Here is a 17,988-nt window from a genome sequence, read left to right on the forward strand (position 1 = left end):
CGTGGTCCCTGTCGCTTAACTGACCTGAGGAGCGAGTTAGGCGCAGCGATGGTGGTGATATCCGCGCGCGCACCAATCGCCTATTCGAGTCACGATGTCCGTCCCAACACCCGTCACCATTCCAGCCGATGACTTGTTCAGGGCCCGCGATGACTCGCGCTGGCGCGTACGGGCGGGCTGCTCATAGACGGCAGAGTAGCGGTGGCGCATACACAGGCGGCCGCTACATACACGGCTGCCGGAAACCCGATAGTTTGTCCCACGTCGACGTGAGCCACTGCTGCCCCTGAAGCACGGATGCCATTCAACCACATGAAAAAAGCACATCGACAGGACACTCACACCACGGCAGACACGTGCTCGCCGCAAGACCGCGTCTCAATCGGAGCAGATATTGGGGCGCTACTAGGTTGCGCGCCAACCGGGATTCCGCGCGCATTGCTGGGAAACGAGCTTATTTTCATCCATCACCCGCGCGACGTAGGCTCGGTCTTCGGCGTCAAGTATGTGCGCCCATTGGGCGGCGAGATTCTCATCGAGTGTCTCAAACACGCTGACCTGCATGTCGGTTTCGCCAGTGAACGCCGCTAACGTGTAGGTTGCATCAACGGGGAGCTCGAGCAAGCCTTCGTCCTCAAAACAGACCTCCACAATATAACGTTTAGTCATGCTCGCGACCCCCGGTTGGAATGAGCCCGGGAAGCTGCCTCGCCTCGGGCAACCGCGAGGCTGCGAACGCTTCCGCAAGCATGAGTGCAAATCCATCCACTGTCGCAGGGCGCCGGGCAACGTGTCCTCTCAGGAAATCAGCCCACGCGAATTTGGCATTGAATTCACCCGGATTTTCAAAAACGCCTGCTGTTCTTACAAATGCAGCGAGGCTCTGAAAGAGGTCGTCAGGTATTGCTTCAACAGACTCAGGCAAGTCAGAGAGCGGAAATTTCCGCCCGTTTTCATCAAAGGGGTGCAGCCAACCCCGCTCCGACATGGTCTTCACGAATTGCTCTCCCGTGAGGTCGCGGAAATCTTCCCTGATGCAAACCGGCGCTTCGGGCAGGCCCATGTCAAACCATGCGCGCGCCCAATGATGATGGTCAATTATGTGGAGCGCCCCTGACGGCCCATGAACAACTGCGACGGCCTGTTCTTCTGCGAACGCACGTCTTGCTTCAGGTCCAAGCTCAAGATAGGTCGCCTCCTTCGCCAGTACCTGAACGTAGCCGATTGCCCCCTGCGTGGGTCGCAACAGGCACCACGGCACCCAGCGCGGCGAGCTGCCGCCGTCAGCCGCTATGCCGCTTCCCGAATTCGATTGTTCAACCATATGCGGCTCCGGAAGTGACGACGCATTGACCGGACACGCCACAAGCGCCGCAAATCTTTTCGAGCAAGCGCCGCGCCTACCGGTCAGCAAGCCATCCCGCGGAAGGTACGGTTCTTGGCGCCTCTGATGTATCTGCAAGGCGAGGAAACAACCATGGATACAGACGAAGGCAACCATACGCGCGGCGTCGAAGCGCTCGCGGAGGCGAACTTCACCACCTATCCCAACCCATTAGTCAGCGAAGCCATCGAAGAGGCGGCTGCTCTTCGGAGCAATACCAACGCCGAGAAGCTTCACAAGCTTCGCGTAGCACTGCGTCGGCTGCGAACACTGCTTTGGGTCTATCGGCCGATTGTGGACGCACGAGCCATGCGGTAGCCTGTTAATTGCATGCTCTACATCAGCCCGGCCAGTTATGCCGCGTGCTGCCGGATTGCCCAGCAAGTTCATGCATTTTGTGCTTTCCAATTTTCGACGAGCACCAGCGCCTTCGGTAAGTTTGACCAATCGAAGCAACGGAGTTATGTTGATGTCCGCAGAATATGGGTCAACCTCGACGAACACGCGCTGCTGCTCGCGGTACGTGTGCGAACGCGGTGTCGCGAGTGCCAATCCTCAATGGGGGTGTCGCGAGCGTCGGTACGTTCATCCAGCTTTCGAGCGGCGTTGGCCCTGACGGATTGGCGCTCGATTCCTCGAGCGGTCTGCTGATTGCCCATGCTGCACGGGAGCCGTCTGGGTCTTCAACGCACGAGTCGAACCGACCTACCGTGTGAATACGCCGGCCGGCAATCTCTCCACGAACCTCGCTTTCGGCGGACCTGAGAACCGAGACATTTTTTATCGCTGAATCTCGCAGCGCTCAAATTTATCGGGCACGCGTCGAGGTTCCGGGGAAAGTGATGGTCTTGCACCGGCCACAGGCTAACGGCACGTCGTAGCGAGTGGAGCGACTTGCTCTGCCAGGTTACCGCTGTCGCCGCCCATCTATTTCTCTTGCTAGCCAAAGAGTTGCAACCTTGTCCGACACCGCACATGTCGCGTATCCAGTCTAAGATAGCCATATCCATTTCCACGACAACGACTAGCCGACCTGCTCGCAGTCCCCCTTTCTCACCGCACGACTACGCTCGCGGACCATGAGGCGGTGCAGGCGATAATGGAGCAAGTCGGTTCGTGGTTGTCCGGCCGTCGACTTACGGTTTCGACAATCGAGTGCTCGTCAACGCGTTGCGGGTCGCCCGCCACACGCACCGACACGCTTTTCGGTATGTTTCGCGTATTTTCCAATTCGTACCGAAGGCGTTGTGGATTACATGCTAGCGAGGGACAGGGCTTCGCGAGGCGCCAGGTTACATCGCTTGAGAACGCCCATGTCCACGCAGCATCCTCACATTAGCCTACCGCCGGCTGACTCATCGCACGCCAGCTCCCAACTGCCTCTCGGCCCGTTCTGCGTCGCGAGTTCGGCAGTCGATAAGACCCGCGCGGTCTGGTAACCGCAAATAAACGGTATATACTGTTTATATCGTTTATCAATCTGGAGATTGCCATGAGTGAACCCATTGTGAGGAAGCCGACGAAGAACGCCTTTCATTTTCCCAAGAATGCCAACGGCCACGCTAAAGCCGATGCGAAGCAGGTGAGTGAGGAAAACACTCCCGCAGCCCCAGATGTCCAACCGGCACCGACGAAGACCGCCAAACAGAAGCGCGCCAAACCCGTTGAGACTGAAGCAGTCAGTCCTGCGGTGGACGTGAAGGCAAAACGCGTTAAGAAAGAGAAGGTGGTGCGCGACAGCTTCACAATGCCGAAATCCGACTACGAGAAAATCGCGGCACTGAAACAGAAGTGTCTGGACGCAGGCGTCTCGGTGAAAAAGAGTGAGCTTCTTCGCGCCGGCCTGCTTTTGCTCGACTCGGCGCCCACCGCAGAGGGTCTGCTGGCCGCTGTTTCTGCGGTCGAAACCGTCAAGACTGGCCGACCAGCAAAGTCGTAGTGATACCACGCCGCAGGCAGGCTATGAATGGGAGCCCGAGGGCCGTGATAGCAGCTATGCGCATGTCGTCTTTTTTCGGCCACCGGTGCTTCGACGCCAGCGTGCCGTGATGCAGTGGTTGCTAAATCGAACGGGGCTTGTAGCCGGCCGGTTCGGCTGACGGGGGTTCAAATGCCCGATAAGCACCTTTCCAGCGGATTCGACGCGGACCTCAATCTGGTGTTGTCGAACGTCTTCGAGATGGGCGGCATCGTTGAGTCACAAGTCGTCAATGCAATGCAGGCGCTCCATCACTTCGATTTGGACCTCGTCGGCCGAATCCTTGTCGACGAGCGTCGACTCAACGCGATGGAAGCGGAAGTCGACGAAGAGTGCATAAACATTATTGCGCGGCGCCAGCCCGCTGCACGCGACCTGCGTTTGCTGATGTCAATCTCGAAGACCGTCACGAACCTCGAGCGTGCCGGGGATGAAGCGCGGAAAGTAGCGAAGCGAACGCGTCGTATTGCAGATGACGGTAGGGCAAGGACCATCGACGCCACGGAAATTACCTTATCTGGCGAGATGGCGATAAGTCTCCTCCGGCGTGCGCTTGATGCATTCGCCCGCCTGGATACGGTTGCCGCAGTTCAAGTCGTCCGCGATGATGAAACTATCGATGAACAATTTCGTGCGTTTGTACGAAAATTGGTGTCGTGCATGAAGAAGGACCCTCGAACCATCTCTATCGGGCTGCACTATCTCTGCATTGCCAAGGCCATTGAACGTATCGGCGACCACGCGACGAACATAGCGGAGCTAATCGTCTATATCGTCAAAGGCAAGGATGTCCGCCACATCCCCCGAGAACAACTCGAGCGCGTAGCCCTGAGTGAGTGAAAGGCCGCGCAAGCAGGGCGAAGCCCAACGCGCGTCTCTGGCGAAGACGGGCTGACGATTGCCTCAGTGGCAGTCGTTGACCGTGCACTCGCATCCGTCGCGTGGATTGCTTGCGATGCCAACGTGCGACGTCAATCCAATAGTGGGGCGGGTTCAGGAGTGAAGCCCACCAGCGGGTTTAATGTTTAGAGCTTAGAGCTTCGAGGTTGACTTGCTGAGGCGACGGTCGCGCGGAGGACCTTGAATGGCGAATGGAAGGCATGAGTCGCGCGAGGTGAGCTGTTCCGACTGTCTGGCAATAGGGTCGCACGTTCCGACTGCCGACCGAAAGGTTTGTGCCTTTGGGCAGATACTGGCGCAGCAGCCCGTTGGTGTTTGACGCCATGGTGTTGACCGGCTCGTCAGAGTTGCCGTGAGCCATTCAATTCTCCAGGAGCTCAATCCAGGGAAACGCCGCGTCATAGAGTCTGACTAGACCGCATCGCTCACTAAGACTCAAGATGACCCGCTCGCCGTGAGCGTAAACTGGCACGAGTCACATTGATACATATTGACATTTGCATGCAAACCGTCCTCGAACGTCACTGCGCGGTGATTGCCTTGCCCGACGAGTTCGTTATTCTGGTGCGTAACTGCATGCGAACTTCGTCCACGACGGCCGCCGGAAGTGGAATGTAGTCTAGGTCTTCCGCCGCCTGCTGACCGTTGGTGAATGCCCAGTTAAAAAATTTTAACGTTTCCTCACCACGCTCCCGCGTCTCCTGCGTACTGCGCAGTAACACGAACGTAGCACCGACGATGGGCCATGCATTCTTGCCTGGCTCATTGGTTAAAATCGGGAAAAGTGATTTAGACCAATCGGCACTAGCCGCTGCCGCTTTGAATGTTTCCGGACCAAGTCGGACAGCAGCGCCGGCCGCATTTTGCATGGCCACATAGGTCATGTGGTTCTGTTTCATGAAATCCCATGCAACATAACCGATGGCTCCCGGCAGAATCTTCACGAAGGTCGCAACACCTTCGTTGCCCTTGCCTCCTATTCCGCGAGGCCAAGGCACCGAAGTCCCCTCGCCGACCTTGTCCTTCCATTCGGGATTGACCTGCGAGAGAAAGTGCGTCCAGATAAGCGTCGTTCCGGAACCGTCAAGACGCCGGACCACGGCAATCGGCGTGTCCGGCATTTTCATCTTGGGATTGATTGCGAGAACGGCGGGGTCATCCCAGTAGATAATTTTCCCGAGGAAGATGTCCCCGAGCACCTTGCCAGTGAGTATTACCTCGCCAGACTGGATACCTGGAAGGTTGACCACTGGAACGACGCCGCCAACAACCGTTGGAAACTGGAACAAGCCATTCTTCGCTAGCTCAGCTTCGGTGAGCGGTGCGTCCGAACCGGCGAAGTCGACTTGACCCCCGACGATTTTCTTAAGGCCATCTGCTGAGCCGACACCGCGATAGTTCACCTTACCTCCGCCTGCTCCCTGATAGGCGCTTGCCCATTTGGTGTAAAGAGGCGCAGCAAATGTGCTACCGGCGCCGGTAATTTCAGCGCCGCTGCCTGAAATGGCGAACAGGGTGCCAGCCAGACCAACCGTAAGCATCAGAGCATGTCTCACGAAAACCTCCTTGTGACTGTTTTTGAAGGTCAATGAGTGAAACTCATCGGTTAAACGGCGTGAAAATATTATCGTTTGTCTGATAATTAAAAGTTACTTAGACCGCGAGGATTTCGTCGAATCACGGTAGTGTAGTGCTCAACTGGCTTGAGGCACATGCTTTCAGAGGCTTCGACGCTCGCCAAGCTGACCAATTTCATTACAGGATGAAGGAAGGGTGGCGCGAACTGAATCGTTCTATCGCCGGCGTTCGAAGAGAAAGACAAGAAGATATAAATTTTTGGCCGACTGCGCGGAATTTGCGGTCTCCTGTTGACCGCACTGAATGCTGCGGCCCTGGACGGTCAGTACTCGGCTGAGTGGGGCGATTTTATGCAAGCGCATAAAGGCCGGTCTCGAGGGTGCGGGTTCGGTTGTTCCAGCGAGGTTGGCGCGGCGAAGAACAAAGGCAATCCGGTGCCGAGATTGACCCGACGCGGCAGTCGTCCATTAGGAACCCGAAAAAATACTCGGGTCATTTTTTTCTGCATGGCATGCAGGTTGTCTACCTCGCGTCGTTACGCGCCGACGAACCGTAGGCCACAACATGTCATGACAGTTCTCGTCGGACGCGAGGTCACAAGTGACTCGGCTCGTCGCGACGCGTCGACGCCTCGGTTCGGTCGCGTGCCAGGCCCCTGCCATTGACCGGCATCACGGTCGAAATGGCATGCTTGAAAACAAGTTGCACACCTGGGCCAGACTCTAACAGCACCACAAACTGGTCAAAGGCGGCCAGTTGACCGCTCAGTCTGATGCCGTTCACGAGGAACACGCTTACATTGGTCTTGTCATTCACAAGCGTCTGCAAAAAATTGTCTTGCACGCCTGGACGTGGGGTCATGTTCGAGCTCAAGGCATTTGGTCCTTCAATTGTACCGATGATACCTTACGACCAACACGACAGTACCACGAAATTTTAATTCAGGTTAGACATCCTGAGTAATAACGTGTCACGAGGTTGACCCCGGCTGTGACCATTGAAGTCGAACGAGTGTGAAGTCATCGAGCGTCTGACTGATGCCCGGTGATTTGGTGCAACGCACCTACCGCGTCACGACCATTATGCTAGGATTTCTGCGTACAACGCAGGCGTCAGGAGGGTGGCATGGACGGCTTCGTCAGGCATCAGATAGAAAATGCGTCCGTCGACATCGACGTGATACCGGCTACGCCACGTGGCTACTGCGCGCGCTTTCGCATTTTCCGTGACGCGTCTGATAACCCGGAGTGGCACAGGGTGCATGTGTCGGGCAGGGTGTTCGATACGGCCGAACAAGCGGAGGAAGCGGCCAGGTCGATGGCGCTCGAACGGGTGCTGGCGGGTGCGGCTAAGCCGCACCCATGAAAATCGCCGACCAACGGTCGGCAAGTGAATCTCCTGCGGTCCCGGACACGCTCTCGGGCGGGCGACGCCGACGCCATACGTACGGCGCGCACGTGCTACGAAATCGGAGGACTTGACCCGTTTGTCAGCGCGGCGGGAACGCTCATTTCCCCCAGTGTCCCCAGGAGGCACGCCTGCTGTTTTGTCAGCCACTACGGACGACGCGTATCCGTCCGCGCCCGAAGCGTCCCCGGGACCAGGGTCGTCAATCCCGTAGCGCGACTGGCATGAGCGCCGGCCTGATGATGGCCTTGCTTGTCGCGGTTGGGATTCGGCGCTCTCGTCCAACGCCGAAGGAGCAGCGGTGGAAGTACCGGAGAACCTCAGTTAACGCCGGCTAACAATGCTCCTCCGGTGCCTGCCGCCAGTCGTGCGCAGTGAACTAATTTTTGACCTACACATAGCGCGTAGAAGTGCTTTACGTTCTCCGTCAAACGCCCAAACTGGTCTCCGACAGTGCGTTCATCGTGTCGAAGACACGGGCTCCGGTGGAACGTGCTTGCGCGGCACCATACCGGGCGGCGCGACGTCAGCGTGCTGAGCGCCGGAGGCGCGGCGAATAATGGGGCTGGATAATCTTATAGACCTCGTCGCGCCATGGGTTGCCGGTGGCTCGACGCCGAAACGTGGTCTTGCATAAGAAGATTTGCTGCTGCTAGTCGTTTTTCTTATTACTCATGCCGACCACATAACACCTAAACTCGGATTGAGTCTGCCCGCTTGTCGCCTAGGTTTAGTCATGAAAATGTCAAGAATGTGCGCGACCTAAGCGGGGGAGTGTCGTTGTCGGCGTAGAACTTATCGCAGAAACAGGAGATTTTCGAAACCATGAAGACCGTTGTCGTTGCTGGTGCTGTCGGAGTAATTGGTCGCGGAGTTCTCGCTCATTACGAGGATAAAAATGTGAATCTGGTCGCTGTCTCGCGTCGAACGCCTGATTTTCCTTCGCGTGCGAAACACCTGCCGGTGGACCTTCTTGACCGTGATTCCTGTGAGGCACTTCTTTCGCAGGTACCGGATGCGACGCATCTCGTATTCGCGGCTTATCAGGAGAAACCGACTCCTGCCGAGCTGGTCGAAGTGAATCTGCTGATGCTCATGAACATGGTCGAGGTAATGGAGAAGCACGCTCCGAATCTCCGACATATCACTCTGATGCAAGGGGGCAAGGCGTACGGTGTACATCTTGGAGCGATGCCTCTCTCTCCTGCAAAGGAGAGTGACCCCCGGCACATGCCACCCAATTTCTATTATGACCAGGAGGACTTTCTTCGCGAGCGCTCAAAGGGGAAAGCCTGGTCCTGGACCGCTTTTCGCCCCGAGGGGGTTGCGGGGATAGCAGTCGGCAATCCGATGAACCTTTTGATGGTGATTGCCGTCTACGGAACGCTCGCGAAAGCTCTTGGGGTCCCCATGTCGTTCCCTGGGCCTCGCGCTGCTTACGACGCGCTGTATCAAGTGACGGACACCAGAGTCCTCGCCCGAGCCGTCGATTGGGCTGGTGAAACGAAGGATTGCCAGGGAGAGGTCTACAACATCACCAACGGCGACTACTTCCGGTGGTCTCGCGTTTGGCCTCGGCTGGCCGAATTCTTTGATGTTTCCCCTGGTGAGCCGTTCCCGATGTCACTGCAACAGATGATGGCGGACAAGGCCGGCTTGTGGAATCAGTTGGTACAGCAGCACGGCCTTCGTCCCTACGCCTACCAAGACATTGTGTCCTGGAAGTTTGGGGACATGATTTTCAAGTCAACGTTCGACAACATCACGAGCACTATCAAGGCGCGCAAGCACGGATTCCACGACTGCATCGACAGCGAAGAGATGTATCTCGAGATGTTGGAGGACCTTAGACGGCAGGGTTACATCCCCTGACATCTGCGTGCAATCATCCGCGGTGTGTGGACCAACACCTACAAGGTTGTACGTGGGAATGGTCAAGCCTCTGATTCGGGATTGAACAATCCAAGAATGAAGTCGCGGACGTAAGCGATGCGCGGATTGCGCATCGCCATCTTGTTCCGGGTCAGGAGGAGGTTGTTGGTAGGGGCGGCATGTCTAGGTGGAATTCCACAAGCCGGCCGGAAGCACGGCCTGACGGTGCGTGGGCTAGAACATAAAGCGCTGGGTCACCTTGAGTTCGAAATAGACGTCACGAATCGCCTGCCTCAGGACGTCGACTTCGGCTCTGGCCAAGGCCACCCCCTTTTCTCGTTAGGTAGGGACGACTCCACGGGTGACACAGCCGGGGCATTCGGCTCGACCGGTGTCGTCTTATCTGCGGCACCGTCCGCCGGCTCTGTCAACACCTCCCCTTTCACTCCGGGAAGGCCGATTCCAAACCAAGGCACTTTCTTTTGAATGAGAGCGACGTACGCATTCCAGCCGTCGGGGTTACCCTCAAAAAGGTTGCGCTGAACGGCTGAGGCTAACGCGTCCCGGTTGAGCTTCGTCTCAAGCAACTCCCGTGGCCACTGGGAGAACGCACTGGCGAACCGTGCGCCAAACTCTGGCAGCGTCATCGTTGGAGCTAGCGCCCGGAGGAATTCGAAGGTCTGCAAAGCATCATCTTTCTGCACGACATGCGTGACGCGGGCGCCTGGTTCACTCGCCATGCCTAAACAGTTCAAAGCGTCGAGCATGTCGCCAAGGTGGAGCAACAGTTCTCGTCTTTCAAATCGGTCGTCCATGCTGTCGGTCCGTTAGTTCATTGCTGGGGTCGATGCCCTGCGTGGGCGCAATGCCTTGTCCGGTCGCCACCGTATGCCGGCGTATCTTCGTAGAAAGGTCGACGTGTCCTGATAGCGAGGCGGCAGCGCTGTAAGCTGTCGCGAGCCGGCATGGCCATTCGTGGCGCGACAACGCTTCGGTCACATCGAGTCACGGTCAACATTCGTCGCTTCCCGGAACATTCAATAGCGGAAGGACAAATGCGAACCTAGGTTCGCATTTGAAGACCCGCAGGCGCAAAGGGAGAACAGCGGTCTTACTGGACGGTGGACACTGTAGCGACGAATTGCTTTGCGGCTTTGTTGGCCGATTCGTAGGTCGCGTTCGCCGCAGAGAAGACCGAGTTCCACGCAGCGATGGCTGATTCGCTTCCAGCAGGCGCGTTCTTTTTGAGGCCTTCGATAAACCCCTGGGTATCTCGCTGCAATTTCTCGCCTTGCGCTGACGCAGCGGCTGAAATCTCGCTTTGAACTTCGGACACGATTTCTTGAACGATGCGGCCGTAGGCAACTGCCTTTTCCGCAGCGGGCTGCGAGAGGCTCGCTTGCAATGCGAGCAGAGCGCCCGGGTTGCCGGCCGAAATGGCTTTGGTCACGATTTCCTGGGTCTCGGCAAGAGCCGCCTTACTGACCTGCCAATTCAACGCGACCAGCTTTTGGAAGCCTGCAAATGCCTTGTTCGTCACGCCAAAAAACGCGTCCAGGTTGGCTTGCTGGGCGGCAATCAACTGCTGAGGGGTAAGTGTGCTCATCACTGCTCCGTAAGGTAGTGCGGCAAGGGGCCACGAGTGAAGCCAGGCACGCGTCAAGATGCCAGAAAGTGCGAATGCTGCACCGCAACATGCGCCCATTGTACGGGGCGCCCTCAGGAAGTCAAAGAGTTTCGGCGTGGGGACGACGGCACGAGGGAACATCCGCGACTACGCGCTGCGCGAACATCGCTTGAAGGGAGTGGGCCACACGTGGCGCAACGGTCAGTTCACCGCGCCATCTTAGAGGATGGACCTTCCCTGGTTGCCATCGAGCGGAATGGAAGCCTTGCAACGCAAGACGTGACAACTGAGAACGTTCCTAGCGACAATGTTTTTTGCACATACGGCGTCATGGTCGTTGACGCTTTCATGAGGGTGTTTAGCAGATGAAATTCGGGGACCCAATCAAGACCCACCGAGGTCGATTTCTCATCCGTATGATGCCGACGACCGATTCTTCACCGCCCCTCAAACGATATGCAGGCGCGAGCGGCGAGACTTGAGCTGCTCCAGACACAACCGACGTGTCGTATCCACAAAGACGTGCACCTGGCAGGGTTTTCGGAGAAAAGCAGACCAGCTGACTTCGCCTGCCGTAGGTTAAAGGTCTGCCGATGATTATTCATTGTTCTCGCCCACGTTCATCCGTGGCATCGTCCAGTCTGTAATAACGAGGGTGGGTAAATGATGTTCGATAGCCTTCGAGTTCAATTATCAGTTGCCAGGCGGACCTGATATCCCGGCTCATCATCGACCAACAACATTGAAAACATCACGTCGGCTCTCTGTTGGCCATTGAGGTGTGGGACGACTGCGCGAGCTCCGTCAGGGAACAGCGCATCCCGAGCCCTTCTCAAAACCGGTCAGGGCGCGCCAGCCGAAACGACGAGCAAGGGTGAGCGATTCTTCGCCTACTGAGTCTTGGCATTCTCATGCCTGACGTTCTCTTCTGATGTCTCGCATGAGTGGTGCCGGTGCCAACTTCCTCGCGCCCCAACATTTCCAAGATGCTCCCGTCGTCCCGCTCAGTTATCGGGTCGAGGGACGGCTCTACACGCTAGCAATATCGCCGCTGTTTCGTTCAGGCTTGCGGCGCGTAAGCGCTTGCCAGACCGCGGGCATTTTTGCCTCTTTTGCGGCCGGCGAAGAAACAGGCTTCCCCTTGAACCTTTCGTAGCGACTACAACTGCTTACAAATTTCACGCTGACCCGGTGCACCGTTCTGTCGGCTACGGCGTTCTTGCTGACACACACTAGGAGCGCGACATGAGCACCAACCCGATTTCCAGTTCACCGCAGCATGGCCGCATTCACCCTCTGGTTGCAGGCGCAGCCGTTGCCGTCATTCTGGCCAGCGCTACGGGTATCGCGGCGATGACGGGCATCCTTCCCACGTCCGGCGCTGTGACGGCGCCTTCGACGCAAGCTATGCCGGTCGCGGCACAAATCGCCAGCGCGCCGGTTGCTTCACCGCAACCGAACGCGGAGCAGCGGGTGACCCGGGACGAGGCGCCCGCCCAGCCGCATGTCCGTCATCACCCCCACGTGCCTGTTGCGCAAGCTGCGAGGTATGCGAACAGCGACGCATATCAATCTTCGGCAACACCTACGCCGAGGCCAGTCGCCGTCGACCCGAACGCTGGCGAAGTAGTTGCCGTCAATACGGTCCAGGAATCCGAGCCCACAACGGGTCTCGGGGCCGTAGGCGGGGCCGTCGCTGGCGGGCTGTTGGGAAATCAGGTGGGTGGGGGACGAGGGCGCATCCTGACCACGATTGCCGGCGCCGTCGGCGGCGGCCTGGCGGGCAATGGTATCGAGCATGCTGTGCGCAAGGCGACGAGCTACCAGGTGCAGGTCAGGATGCAGGATGGTGGCTACCGGAACTTCAACTACACGACGCAGCCGCCGGTCCAGGTGGGTGAGCGCGTTCATGTCTTGGGCGACTCCCTGAGCGCGTCGTAATAAGGCTCCAAACCCGCGGGACCTTTATGGTGACCCCACGACATGGATGTTCATGCGGGCCATCAGCCAGCCCATCAGAATGGTGCCGAAGGTGCTGCCAAACATGCACATACCCGTCACGACTGCGGCCTGTGCCATCGGGATTCCCGCTTCCTTCATCGGCGTCGGCAGCCAGCCGGTCAGCATGTAGACGACCACGAGCTCAATGAAGTAAGTGACCCAAATGGACGCGCCGATTTCCTCGACAGCTTTTCGGAGCATCGTCACGTTGCAATTGCACACACCGATTGAGCGAACTGTGCCCTTCTGCAGAAAGCCTTGCATTGTCTCGATGACGGCGCCGAGGTCCGTATCACACGACGGCCAATGCACCATGTACAGGTCAACGTAGTCGACCCCAAGCTTGCCGAGGCTGACGTCCAGTGCGCGATGGAGCGACTCCGACTCGAGGTTCTCGTGCCATACCTTGGTCGTCAGATGTAGTTGCTTGCTTGGGTGCGAGACCGGAGGCTGCTGCCGCAGCGCCTACGGCTTCGTCGTTCTTCTACGTCTCGGCAGTGTCGATGTGTCGATATCCGAGCTCGCGCGCACTCTCGACTACCGGCTGGCAGCCACTACGTGCCATGCGGAATGTGCCAAATCCGACGCGTGGAAGTTCGGTTCCGTGTGTCTTCAAAGCTTCCATTGATGCTCCCCGAAGCTGATTCAGGTCCAGCATCTGCGCTGCCTTAGTCATGCTTGCTGTGAGCCGGCTCGGCTGGCGGAATGGAAAGCGCCATAACGGCGGGTTGCAATCGCCTCTGCGTCGGACTGTGAAGCGGCCTGTACGAAGGCAACCGACCAGCGGCCGCAAACATCGCGATATCTTATCGAATAGATGAACATGGCAAGCTCCTGTGCTCCCGCGTGCCGGTACATAGTCGAATTGGAGATGTCGTTCTCCTGCGGCTGAGCAGATGTGCTAACCCTGCGATGCGAGCGCACAGCGGGAACGCGACCGACATGAAAAATACGGTACGCGCGGTGGGTTGGAAAATCCATTCTTCCAACGTATCGCGTTGATAGTGCTGGGCATCGAGAACTTATACCCGCGTATATCTCGTAACATCGCCGGTAAGATACGGTTCGCCGAGTAACGATTCGTGTCTTGTCGCCTATTTCCACAACGAAGAACGCCAGCACCGTGGTCCCAAGGACGCCAACTGGATGCGTCGTGGGGACCGCATCAGCGTCGTCGAGCTTGTTCGTGATGAGAATCCATACGGCCGTCACCACGAATGACGCGACCACCGCCCAATTCATGATGTTTGGCCTAACCTCGCTTGCGAGCCATGCACCGGGCAGACCTGAACAAGCATGCATCCGCCTGGCCGATGCCGAGCGGTCCGTGCAAAGCAGGGCGCAGAAGAGGCGCCACTGAGAGCAAACGCATCGCAACCGACAAAATCGAGTGGACTTAGCAAGCTTGATGAGTGTTCTTGCAGGCTTGCGAACCACCATCGCTTCGCGACGCTAGCGAGCGTCAAGTCTCCGCGTCGGGTTGTGCGTCCGGCGCGGCCTGCCGGAACGCTTCCCGTGTCATCGCATTTGTAGCAAGGCGGTCGACGGTTGGATAGAGGCTCGGCAAAAACGGTCGTGCCATCTTGCTTTTCGTCCATCTAACTCAACATATTGACCGCTTACCGCGCTACCAGATAACTGAACGTGAACCGCAAAATTCGCTCTCGAAAACACAGCCGCCCAGCTATGTCACCTTTACTGCGCGCGCTGACTTACAGCCACGCTTCACTTGAGTCCGTGACGCAGACGATGCTTATGCGGTGCTACATTGCACTGGATGCTTTCGGACGGGGCCACGGCTCACGCGACCTGTTTTCAGCGCTTGGTCGAACCCTGCTGATTGCGGAAGAACTCGGACGGCTGGGTCATTGGGCAAGCGCAGCGGGCGAGATTGAATCGGCACAAGCCGCACTTATCCGTATCAACGCCCAAGAGCACGCAGGCGGTGGGTGGCGTGTTTGCGATGCAGGTTACTTGCCTTTATCCACCGCTCTTGCTGTATTCAGTGAGCAACTCAGCGCTGCTTCCCTCAACGACATCGCGAAAGCTGAGGCCCGGATGCTCGAGGGTCTCCTTGGTTCGGAGCGAGCGACGCGACAGGTTAAAAAGCTGGCCTGAAGGCTTTTCATCGCCAGGCTTGCCGCCGTCGAATGCCGTCGCACCGTAGTGAGGCTTTCGGCACGGACGAGAAGTGTCGTGCGTCATACTCACGCGCGAGCGGGTCCTTCAGAAGGAAATGGCGGGCGCTCAACCAGAACCGGTTCCTCACAAAACGACGCGCTATCCAATTGCTACGCCGACGTCGTGCGTCGCAAATAAAAACGCCCCTCGGATTTTGGTCGCGAGGGACGCTATCACGTCAAAACACTTTCGCTTACAGTGCGGCGTCCTTCAGCTTCTTCAGCGGGCGCACCTTAAGCCGCACCGAAGCGGGCTTCGCCGCGAACCATTTGTCTTCACCCGTGAACGGGTCCTTGCCGAAGCGCTTTTTCTTGGCGGGTACGTCTTGCGCGACAACCTTCAGCAGGCCGGGGAGCGTGAACTCTTTCGCGCCCTTCTTGTGAATCGATGCGAGCACCGTTTCTTCAAGCGCAGCCATCAACGCCTTTGCCGCCTTGGGTTCGACGCCTGAGCGCTCTGCCAGATGAACGGTCAGCGATGCCTTCGTGAACGAGTCCTTGATAGGTTTCAGGGGAGCAGCCGCAGCAGACTTCTTCGCAACCGGTGCAGCAGCTTTCTTGCTGGCCGGTGCTGCCGCTTTCTTCGTAACCGGAGCGGCGGCTTTCTTCGTAGCCGGAGCGGCGGCTTTCTTCGTAGCTGTTGTTGCCATAAATTCCTCGTGTCTAGTCAAAGTTTGCCCAAGACCTTTGCCTTTGCACCGTCACCGACTAACGCAAAGGTACAAATCCTCGGGTTGGGCGCCAGCGTAACAAGACCGGCATGAAGGCGCAACGTCTGAGGCCTTAAATGAAGGGATTTTTGGCATATAAGTTAATAAAGCTGTGACCAGTACTCTGCTTTAGGGACGTTGGGCCAGTGAGACCCTGCGGACCGGATTGAAGCAGCGCTGCTGGCCCTGACTGTCCTCGCTGGAAGCCCTGCCCGACTGACGCCGTCAGCGGAGCGAGGGTAGGAGCGCGACACAGCGGTGCTTTTGCGGAAGCTCAATGCTATCGGCGTGTGACTCGAACCGCGTGCGAGAACGTTTTCTCGGCGAGCGCGGACCGGCGTTGTCGGCACACTGGCTGACCAGCCGTGTATCAATCAGTATGGATTGACTGAGCTGCAACTGCCGTCGCAGTCGACGGCAGTTGCGATACGATTGCGGCTAGCCATTGGTCTTTCAGTGTGCGTTGCAGCCGGACGGCTTGCGCGCCGTTTCATTCATCTTTGCTCCCGCAAGCATGTCTACGTCCTCCCCATCGCCATCACCACTTCACGATGTCAATACATTAAGCGAAGCCCAGTCGCTGGCTGGCCCGAAGACACGGGGCGCCGACGCGTGTTTCGCAGGCTTCGGAGAAGTCGGGTGTCGGTGTCCGTTGGGTACCATGCGAGTTTCAGACGGGTTCCAGATTTCGACATACTTCCATCAGCAAACATGGCTGACGCCACTGTGAACAATACCGCCGCAATTTTAAGGATTTCCACATGCTTTCTCCGTGCCTGTGACGACCTCATGCGGAGTCCGCAACACGGCGGGAGTGTACATCGCCGCCCGGCCTAGGCCAGCAATCCCTGCGCCGTTTTATTCGTGGCGACAGCGCTACCTCAGGCTATGCACCCGTCGCCGACTGCCATGCCTGCAATGCTTTCCTCTATAATCAGTGAGTCGGCATTGACCGGTCGAGGGTCTCCACACGGCATGTAAACGCTGTCGCCTGCATGCACCGGAATACCCGAGAAAACGCACTGGCCAGCCGATGGCGCTCTAGTCAGTTTCCAGAGCTGCTCTGTATAGCAGCAGCGTCCGGGCTCCCGCCATGTGACCACGATTGAGCCGGTGTCCGGCCTCTCTATTATCCGTACCGTGGGAGCGGCATATTGACGCTGTTGTTGTACCGCGGTTTCACCTGCTGCGCTGCGCGGTGCACCAGCACCCACTGCCCGCGGGTCCGATGCTGTCTCCCTGACGGCGTCGTTTGCGACGACTTTCCGGCGGCCAGTTCTTCGCTTCTGCAGCATGGTGCCACGACAGCCGGGGGCCGCGCAGTGACACCGGAAGCGCGCCCTCAGTTCAGTGGTGTGGCGGCCTTCGACAGACAGCGCATAGTCGATGGTCAGCTCTTCACCCGGCGCGATATCGCGCAACGCGCGGATGAACACGCGTCGGTCAACGATTTCGGCTTCGCAGTTCGGCACGCACCCGTGATTGAGCCATCGTGCGTTATTGCCCCCTTCGCCGCCATCGATGACGGTGCCATCGTCCAGGTCGAAGTAGAACGTATGGTCCGATTCTGAGGTGTCGCGGGCGCACCGGCGCAGCACTTCGCGCCAGGTGACCCGCGCACCCTTGTATTCGCAGACGAGTTCGACAGCGGCGATGGCGCGGTTGGCGAACAGCCCGCGGCCATGCACCGGCGAACGCCGTGTGACAAAACGGGGGTGGGAATTTCGGACAGTCTGGGTCACGTCGTCAGTGCCATGCGGAAGTAAGCGGGTTTTCTCGTGCTGTGTCAGATGGTGGCGAAGCCATTAGACGCTGTCAACGGGCGCGGTGCGGCCGCTGACGTTTCGACGATGCGCATTTGCTTCCCGACCTCTCCGGCGGTCAGGTTGTCCGAATTGCCGCCGAACTGGTTTCCTCTTCCTGAGGCCAATCGATGAGGATGTGAACGTCGCCGCGCTGCTGTCGTTCCTGTTTCATATCACCCGTAGCTCGCAGTTTTCAAACACCTTGTGACTTGTACTCGGCTCCGTATAGCGGGCGGGAGCAAGCCGCAAGCTCTACCGCGAGAACCTCGGCATCCCCTTCAAAGTGGAGAGTCGTGGTTCTCTCTATACGGAGGCTCTCGATGGCGCAAAAAAGTTTTGCCCTGTCGCCTCTCTCAGGCGGCCCAGTCTTGCTTTGGCAAGGACGTCCACCGCATCTCCGGCCTCCCCGACGTCGGAAGCCTCGCTCGTTCGCCAAGGCAGTGCCGCCGGCGTAGCGCTTCCGCAGCCGGTTGCGACGCAGGCCTCTTCGCCTACGGTCGGTTCTGCTGCTTCGAGTCCGAGCGACTCCCGCAGCACGACCGGCAT

General features: G+C 58.0%; 17 protein-coding genes. 7 read left to right on the forward strand and 10 right to left on the reverse strand.

All coding sequences use genetic code 11. From position 1 onward, the window contains the following. Positions 1 to 405: 405 nt before the first annotated feature. Both B0G80_RS17550 and B0G80_RS17555 read right to left on the reverse strand, forming a co-directional pair. The gene (locus B0G80_RS17550) at positions 406 to 669 is read right to left on the reverse strand and encodes a hypothetical protein (RefSeq protein WP_116118803.1); all 264 of its coding nucleotides are present in this window, start codon (positions 667 to 669) and stop codon (positions 406 to 408) included. Then, the gene (locus tag B0G80_RS17555; RefSeq protein ID WP_181919973.1) at positions 662 to 1,324 is read right to left on the reverse strand and encodes a ParB/Srx family N-terminal domain-containing protein; all 663 of its coding nucleotides are present in this window, start codon (positions 1,322 to 1,324) and stop codon (positions 662 to 664) included. The genes B0G80_RS17550 and B0G80_RS17555 overlap by 8 nt, the downstream gene beginning before the upstream one ends. 153 nt (positions 1,325 to 1,477) lie before the next feature. Between B0G80_RS17555 and B0G80_RS17560 the strand changes: the two genes are divergently transcribed. From B0G80_RS17560 to phoU, 3 genes are all read left to right on the forward strand, one after another. Continuing rightward, entirely contained in the window at positions 1,478 to 1,702 is a 225-nt protein-coding gene (locus B0G80_RS17560; RefSeq protein ID WP_116119730.1) for a CHAD domain-containing protein, read from the forward strand. 1,174 nt (positions 1,703 to 2,876) lie between these two features. Then, positions 2,877 to 3,323, forward strand: coding sequence for a hypothetical protein (locus B0G80_RS17565; protein WP_106305270.1), 447 nt, complete (start codon positions 2,877 to 2,879; stop codon positions 3,321 to 3,323). Between the two features lie 171 nt (positions 3,324 to 3,494). Beyond that, the gene (gene phoU / locus B0G80_RS17570; protein ID WP_106305699.1) at positions 3,495 to 4,202 is read left to right on the forward strand and encodes a phosphate signaling complex protein PhoU; all 708 of its coding nucleotides are present in this window, start codon (positions 3,495 to 3,497) and stop codon (positions 4,200 to 4,202) included. 581 nt (positions 4,203 to 4,783) lie between these two features. On the opposite strand, the gene pstS is transcribed toward phoU, so the two are convergent. Both pstS and hfq read right to left on the reverse strand, forming a co-directional pair. Beyond that, complete coding sequence (pstS, locus tag B0G80_RS17575) at positions 4,784 to 5,803, reverse strand: phosphate ABC transporter substrate-binding protein PstS (protein WP_116118804.1); 1,020 nt, start codon at positions 5,801 to 5,803, stop codon at positions 4,784 to 4,786. A 631-nt stretch (positions 5,804 to 6,434) separates the two neighbouring features. Next, a complete protein-coding gene (gene hfq / locus B0G80_RS17580; protein WP_116118805.1) occupies positions 6,435 to 6,701 on the reverse strand; it encodes an RNA chaperone Hfq in 267 nt (88 codons plus the stop codon). A gap of 264 nt (positions 6,702 to 6,965) precedes the next feature. On the opposite strand from hfq, the gene B0G80_RS17585 reads away from it, so the two are divergent. Together B0G80_RS17585 and B0G80_RS17590 are read left to right on the forward strand one after the other, a co-directional pair. Then, positions 6,966 to 7,205, forward strand: a complete 240-nt coding sequence (locus B0G80_RS17585; protein ID WP_116118806.1) for a hypothetical protein — start codon at positions 6,966 to 6,968, stop codon at positions 7,203 to 7,205. A gap of 867 nt (positions 7,206 to 8,072) precedes the next feature. Then, positions 8,073 to 9,119 (forward strand): SDR family oxidoreductase, encoded by a 1,047-nt coding sequence (locus B0G80_RS17590; RefSeq protein ID WP_116118807.1) that lies wholly within the window; start codon positions 8,073 to 8,075, stop codon positions 9,117 to 9,119. Between the two features lie 293 nt (positions 9,120 to 9,412). On the opposite strand, the gene B0G80_RS17595 is transcribed toward B0G80_RS17590, so the two are convergent. Together B0G80_RS17595 and phaP are read right to left on the reverse strand one after the other, a co-directional pair. Next, positions 9,413 to 9,934 carry a hypothetical protein gene (locus tag B0G80_RS17595; protein WP_116118808.1) on the reverse strand — a complete coding sequence of 174 codons (522 nt, stop codon included), beginning with the start codon at positions 9,932 to 9,934 and terminating at the stop codon, positions 9,413 to 9,415. Between the two features lie 296 nt (positions 9,935 to 10,230). Next, entirely contained in the window at positions 10,231 to 10,725 is a 495-nt protein-coding gene (gene phaP, locus B0G80_RS17600; protein ID WP_116118809.1) for a TIGR01841 family phasin, read from the reverse strand. Positions 10,726 to 11,991: 1,266 nt separating this feature from the next. Here phaP and B0G80_RS17605 point away from each other — a divergent pair. After that, positions 11,992 to 12,687 carry a glycine zipper 2TM domain-containing protein gene (locus tag B0G80_RS17605; protein ID WP_116118810.1) on the forward strand — a complete coding sequence of 232 codons (696 nt, stop codon included), beginning with the start codon at positions 11,992 to 11,994 and terminating at the stop codon, positions 12,685 to 12,687. Between the two features lie 24 nt (positions 12,688 to 12,711). Here B0G80_RS17605 and B0G80_RS45880 read toward each other — a convergent pair whose 3' ends face one another. Both B0G80_RS45880 and B0G80_RS17615 read right to left on the reverse strand, forming a co-directional pair. Continuing rightward, positions 12,712 to 13,209, reverse strand: coding sequence for an aldo/keto reductase (locus B0G80_RS45880; RefSeq protein WP_309568773.1), 498 nt, complete (start codon positions 13,207 to 13,209; stop codon positions 12,712 to 12,714). Positions 13,210 to 13,419: 210 nt separating this feature from the next. Next, positions 13,420 to 13,572, reverse strand: a complete 153-nt coding sequence (locus B0G80_RS17615) for a hypothetical protein (protein ID WP_164862532.1) — start codon at positions 13,570 to 13,572, stop codon at positions 13,420 to 13,422. Positions 13,573 to 14,433: 861 nt separating this feature from the next. Between B0G80_RS17615 and B0G80_RS17620 the strand changes: the two genes are divergently transcribed. After that, complete coding sequence (locus B0G80_RS17620; RefSeq protein ID WP_258878898.1) at positions 14,434 to 14,865, forward strand: hypothetical protein; 432 nt, start codon at positions 14,434 to 14,436, stop codon at positions 14,863 to 14,865. A gap of 256 nt (positions 14,866 to 15,121) precedes the next feature. Here B0G80_RS17620 and B0G80_RS17625 read toward each other — a convergent pair whose 3' ends face one another. Together B0G80_RS17625 and B0G80_RS47815 are read right to left on the reverse strand one after the other, a co-directional pair. Next, a complete protein-coding gene (locus B0G80_RS17625; RefSeq protein ID WP_116118813.1) occupies positions 15,122 to 15,577 on the reverse strand; it encodes an HU family DNA-binding protein in 456 nt (151 codons plus the stop codon). 941 nt (positions 15,578 to 16,518) lie between these two features. Then, entirely contained in the window at positions 16,519 to 17,379 is an 861-nt protein-coding gene (locus B0G80_RS47815) for an SET domain-containing protein (RefSeq protein WP_116118814.1), read from the reverse strand. Between the last annotated feature and the right edge of the window lie 609 nt (positions 17,380 to 17,988).

The organism is Paraburkholderia sp. BL6669N2, from assembly GCF_003387275.1.
In the GTDB taxonomy this organism is placed as follows: Bacteria; Pseudomonadota; Gammaproteobacteria; order Burkholderiales; family Burkholderiaceae; genus Paraburkholderia.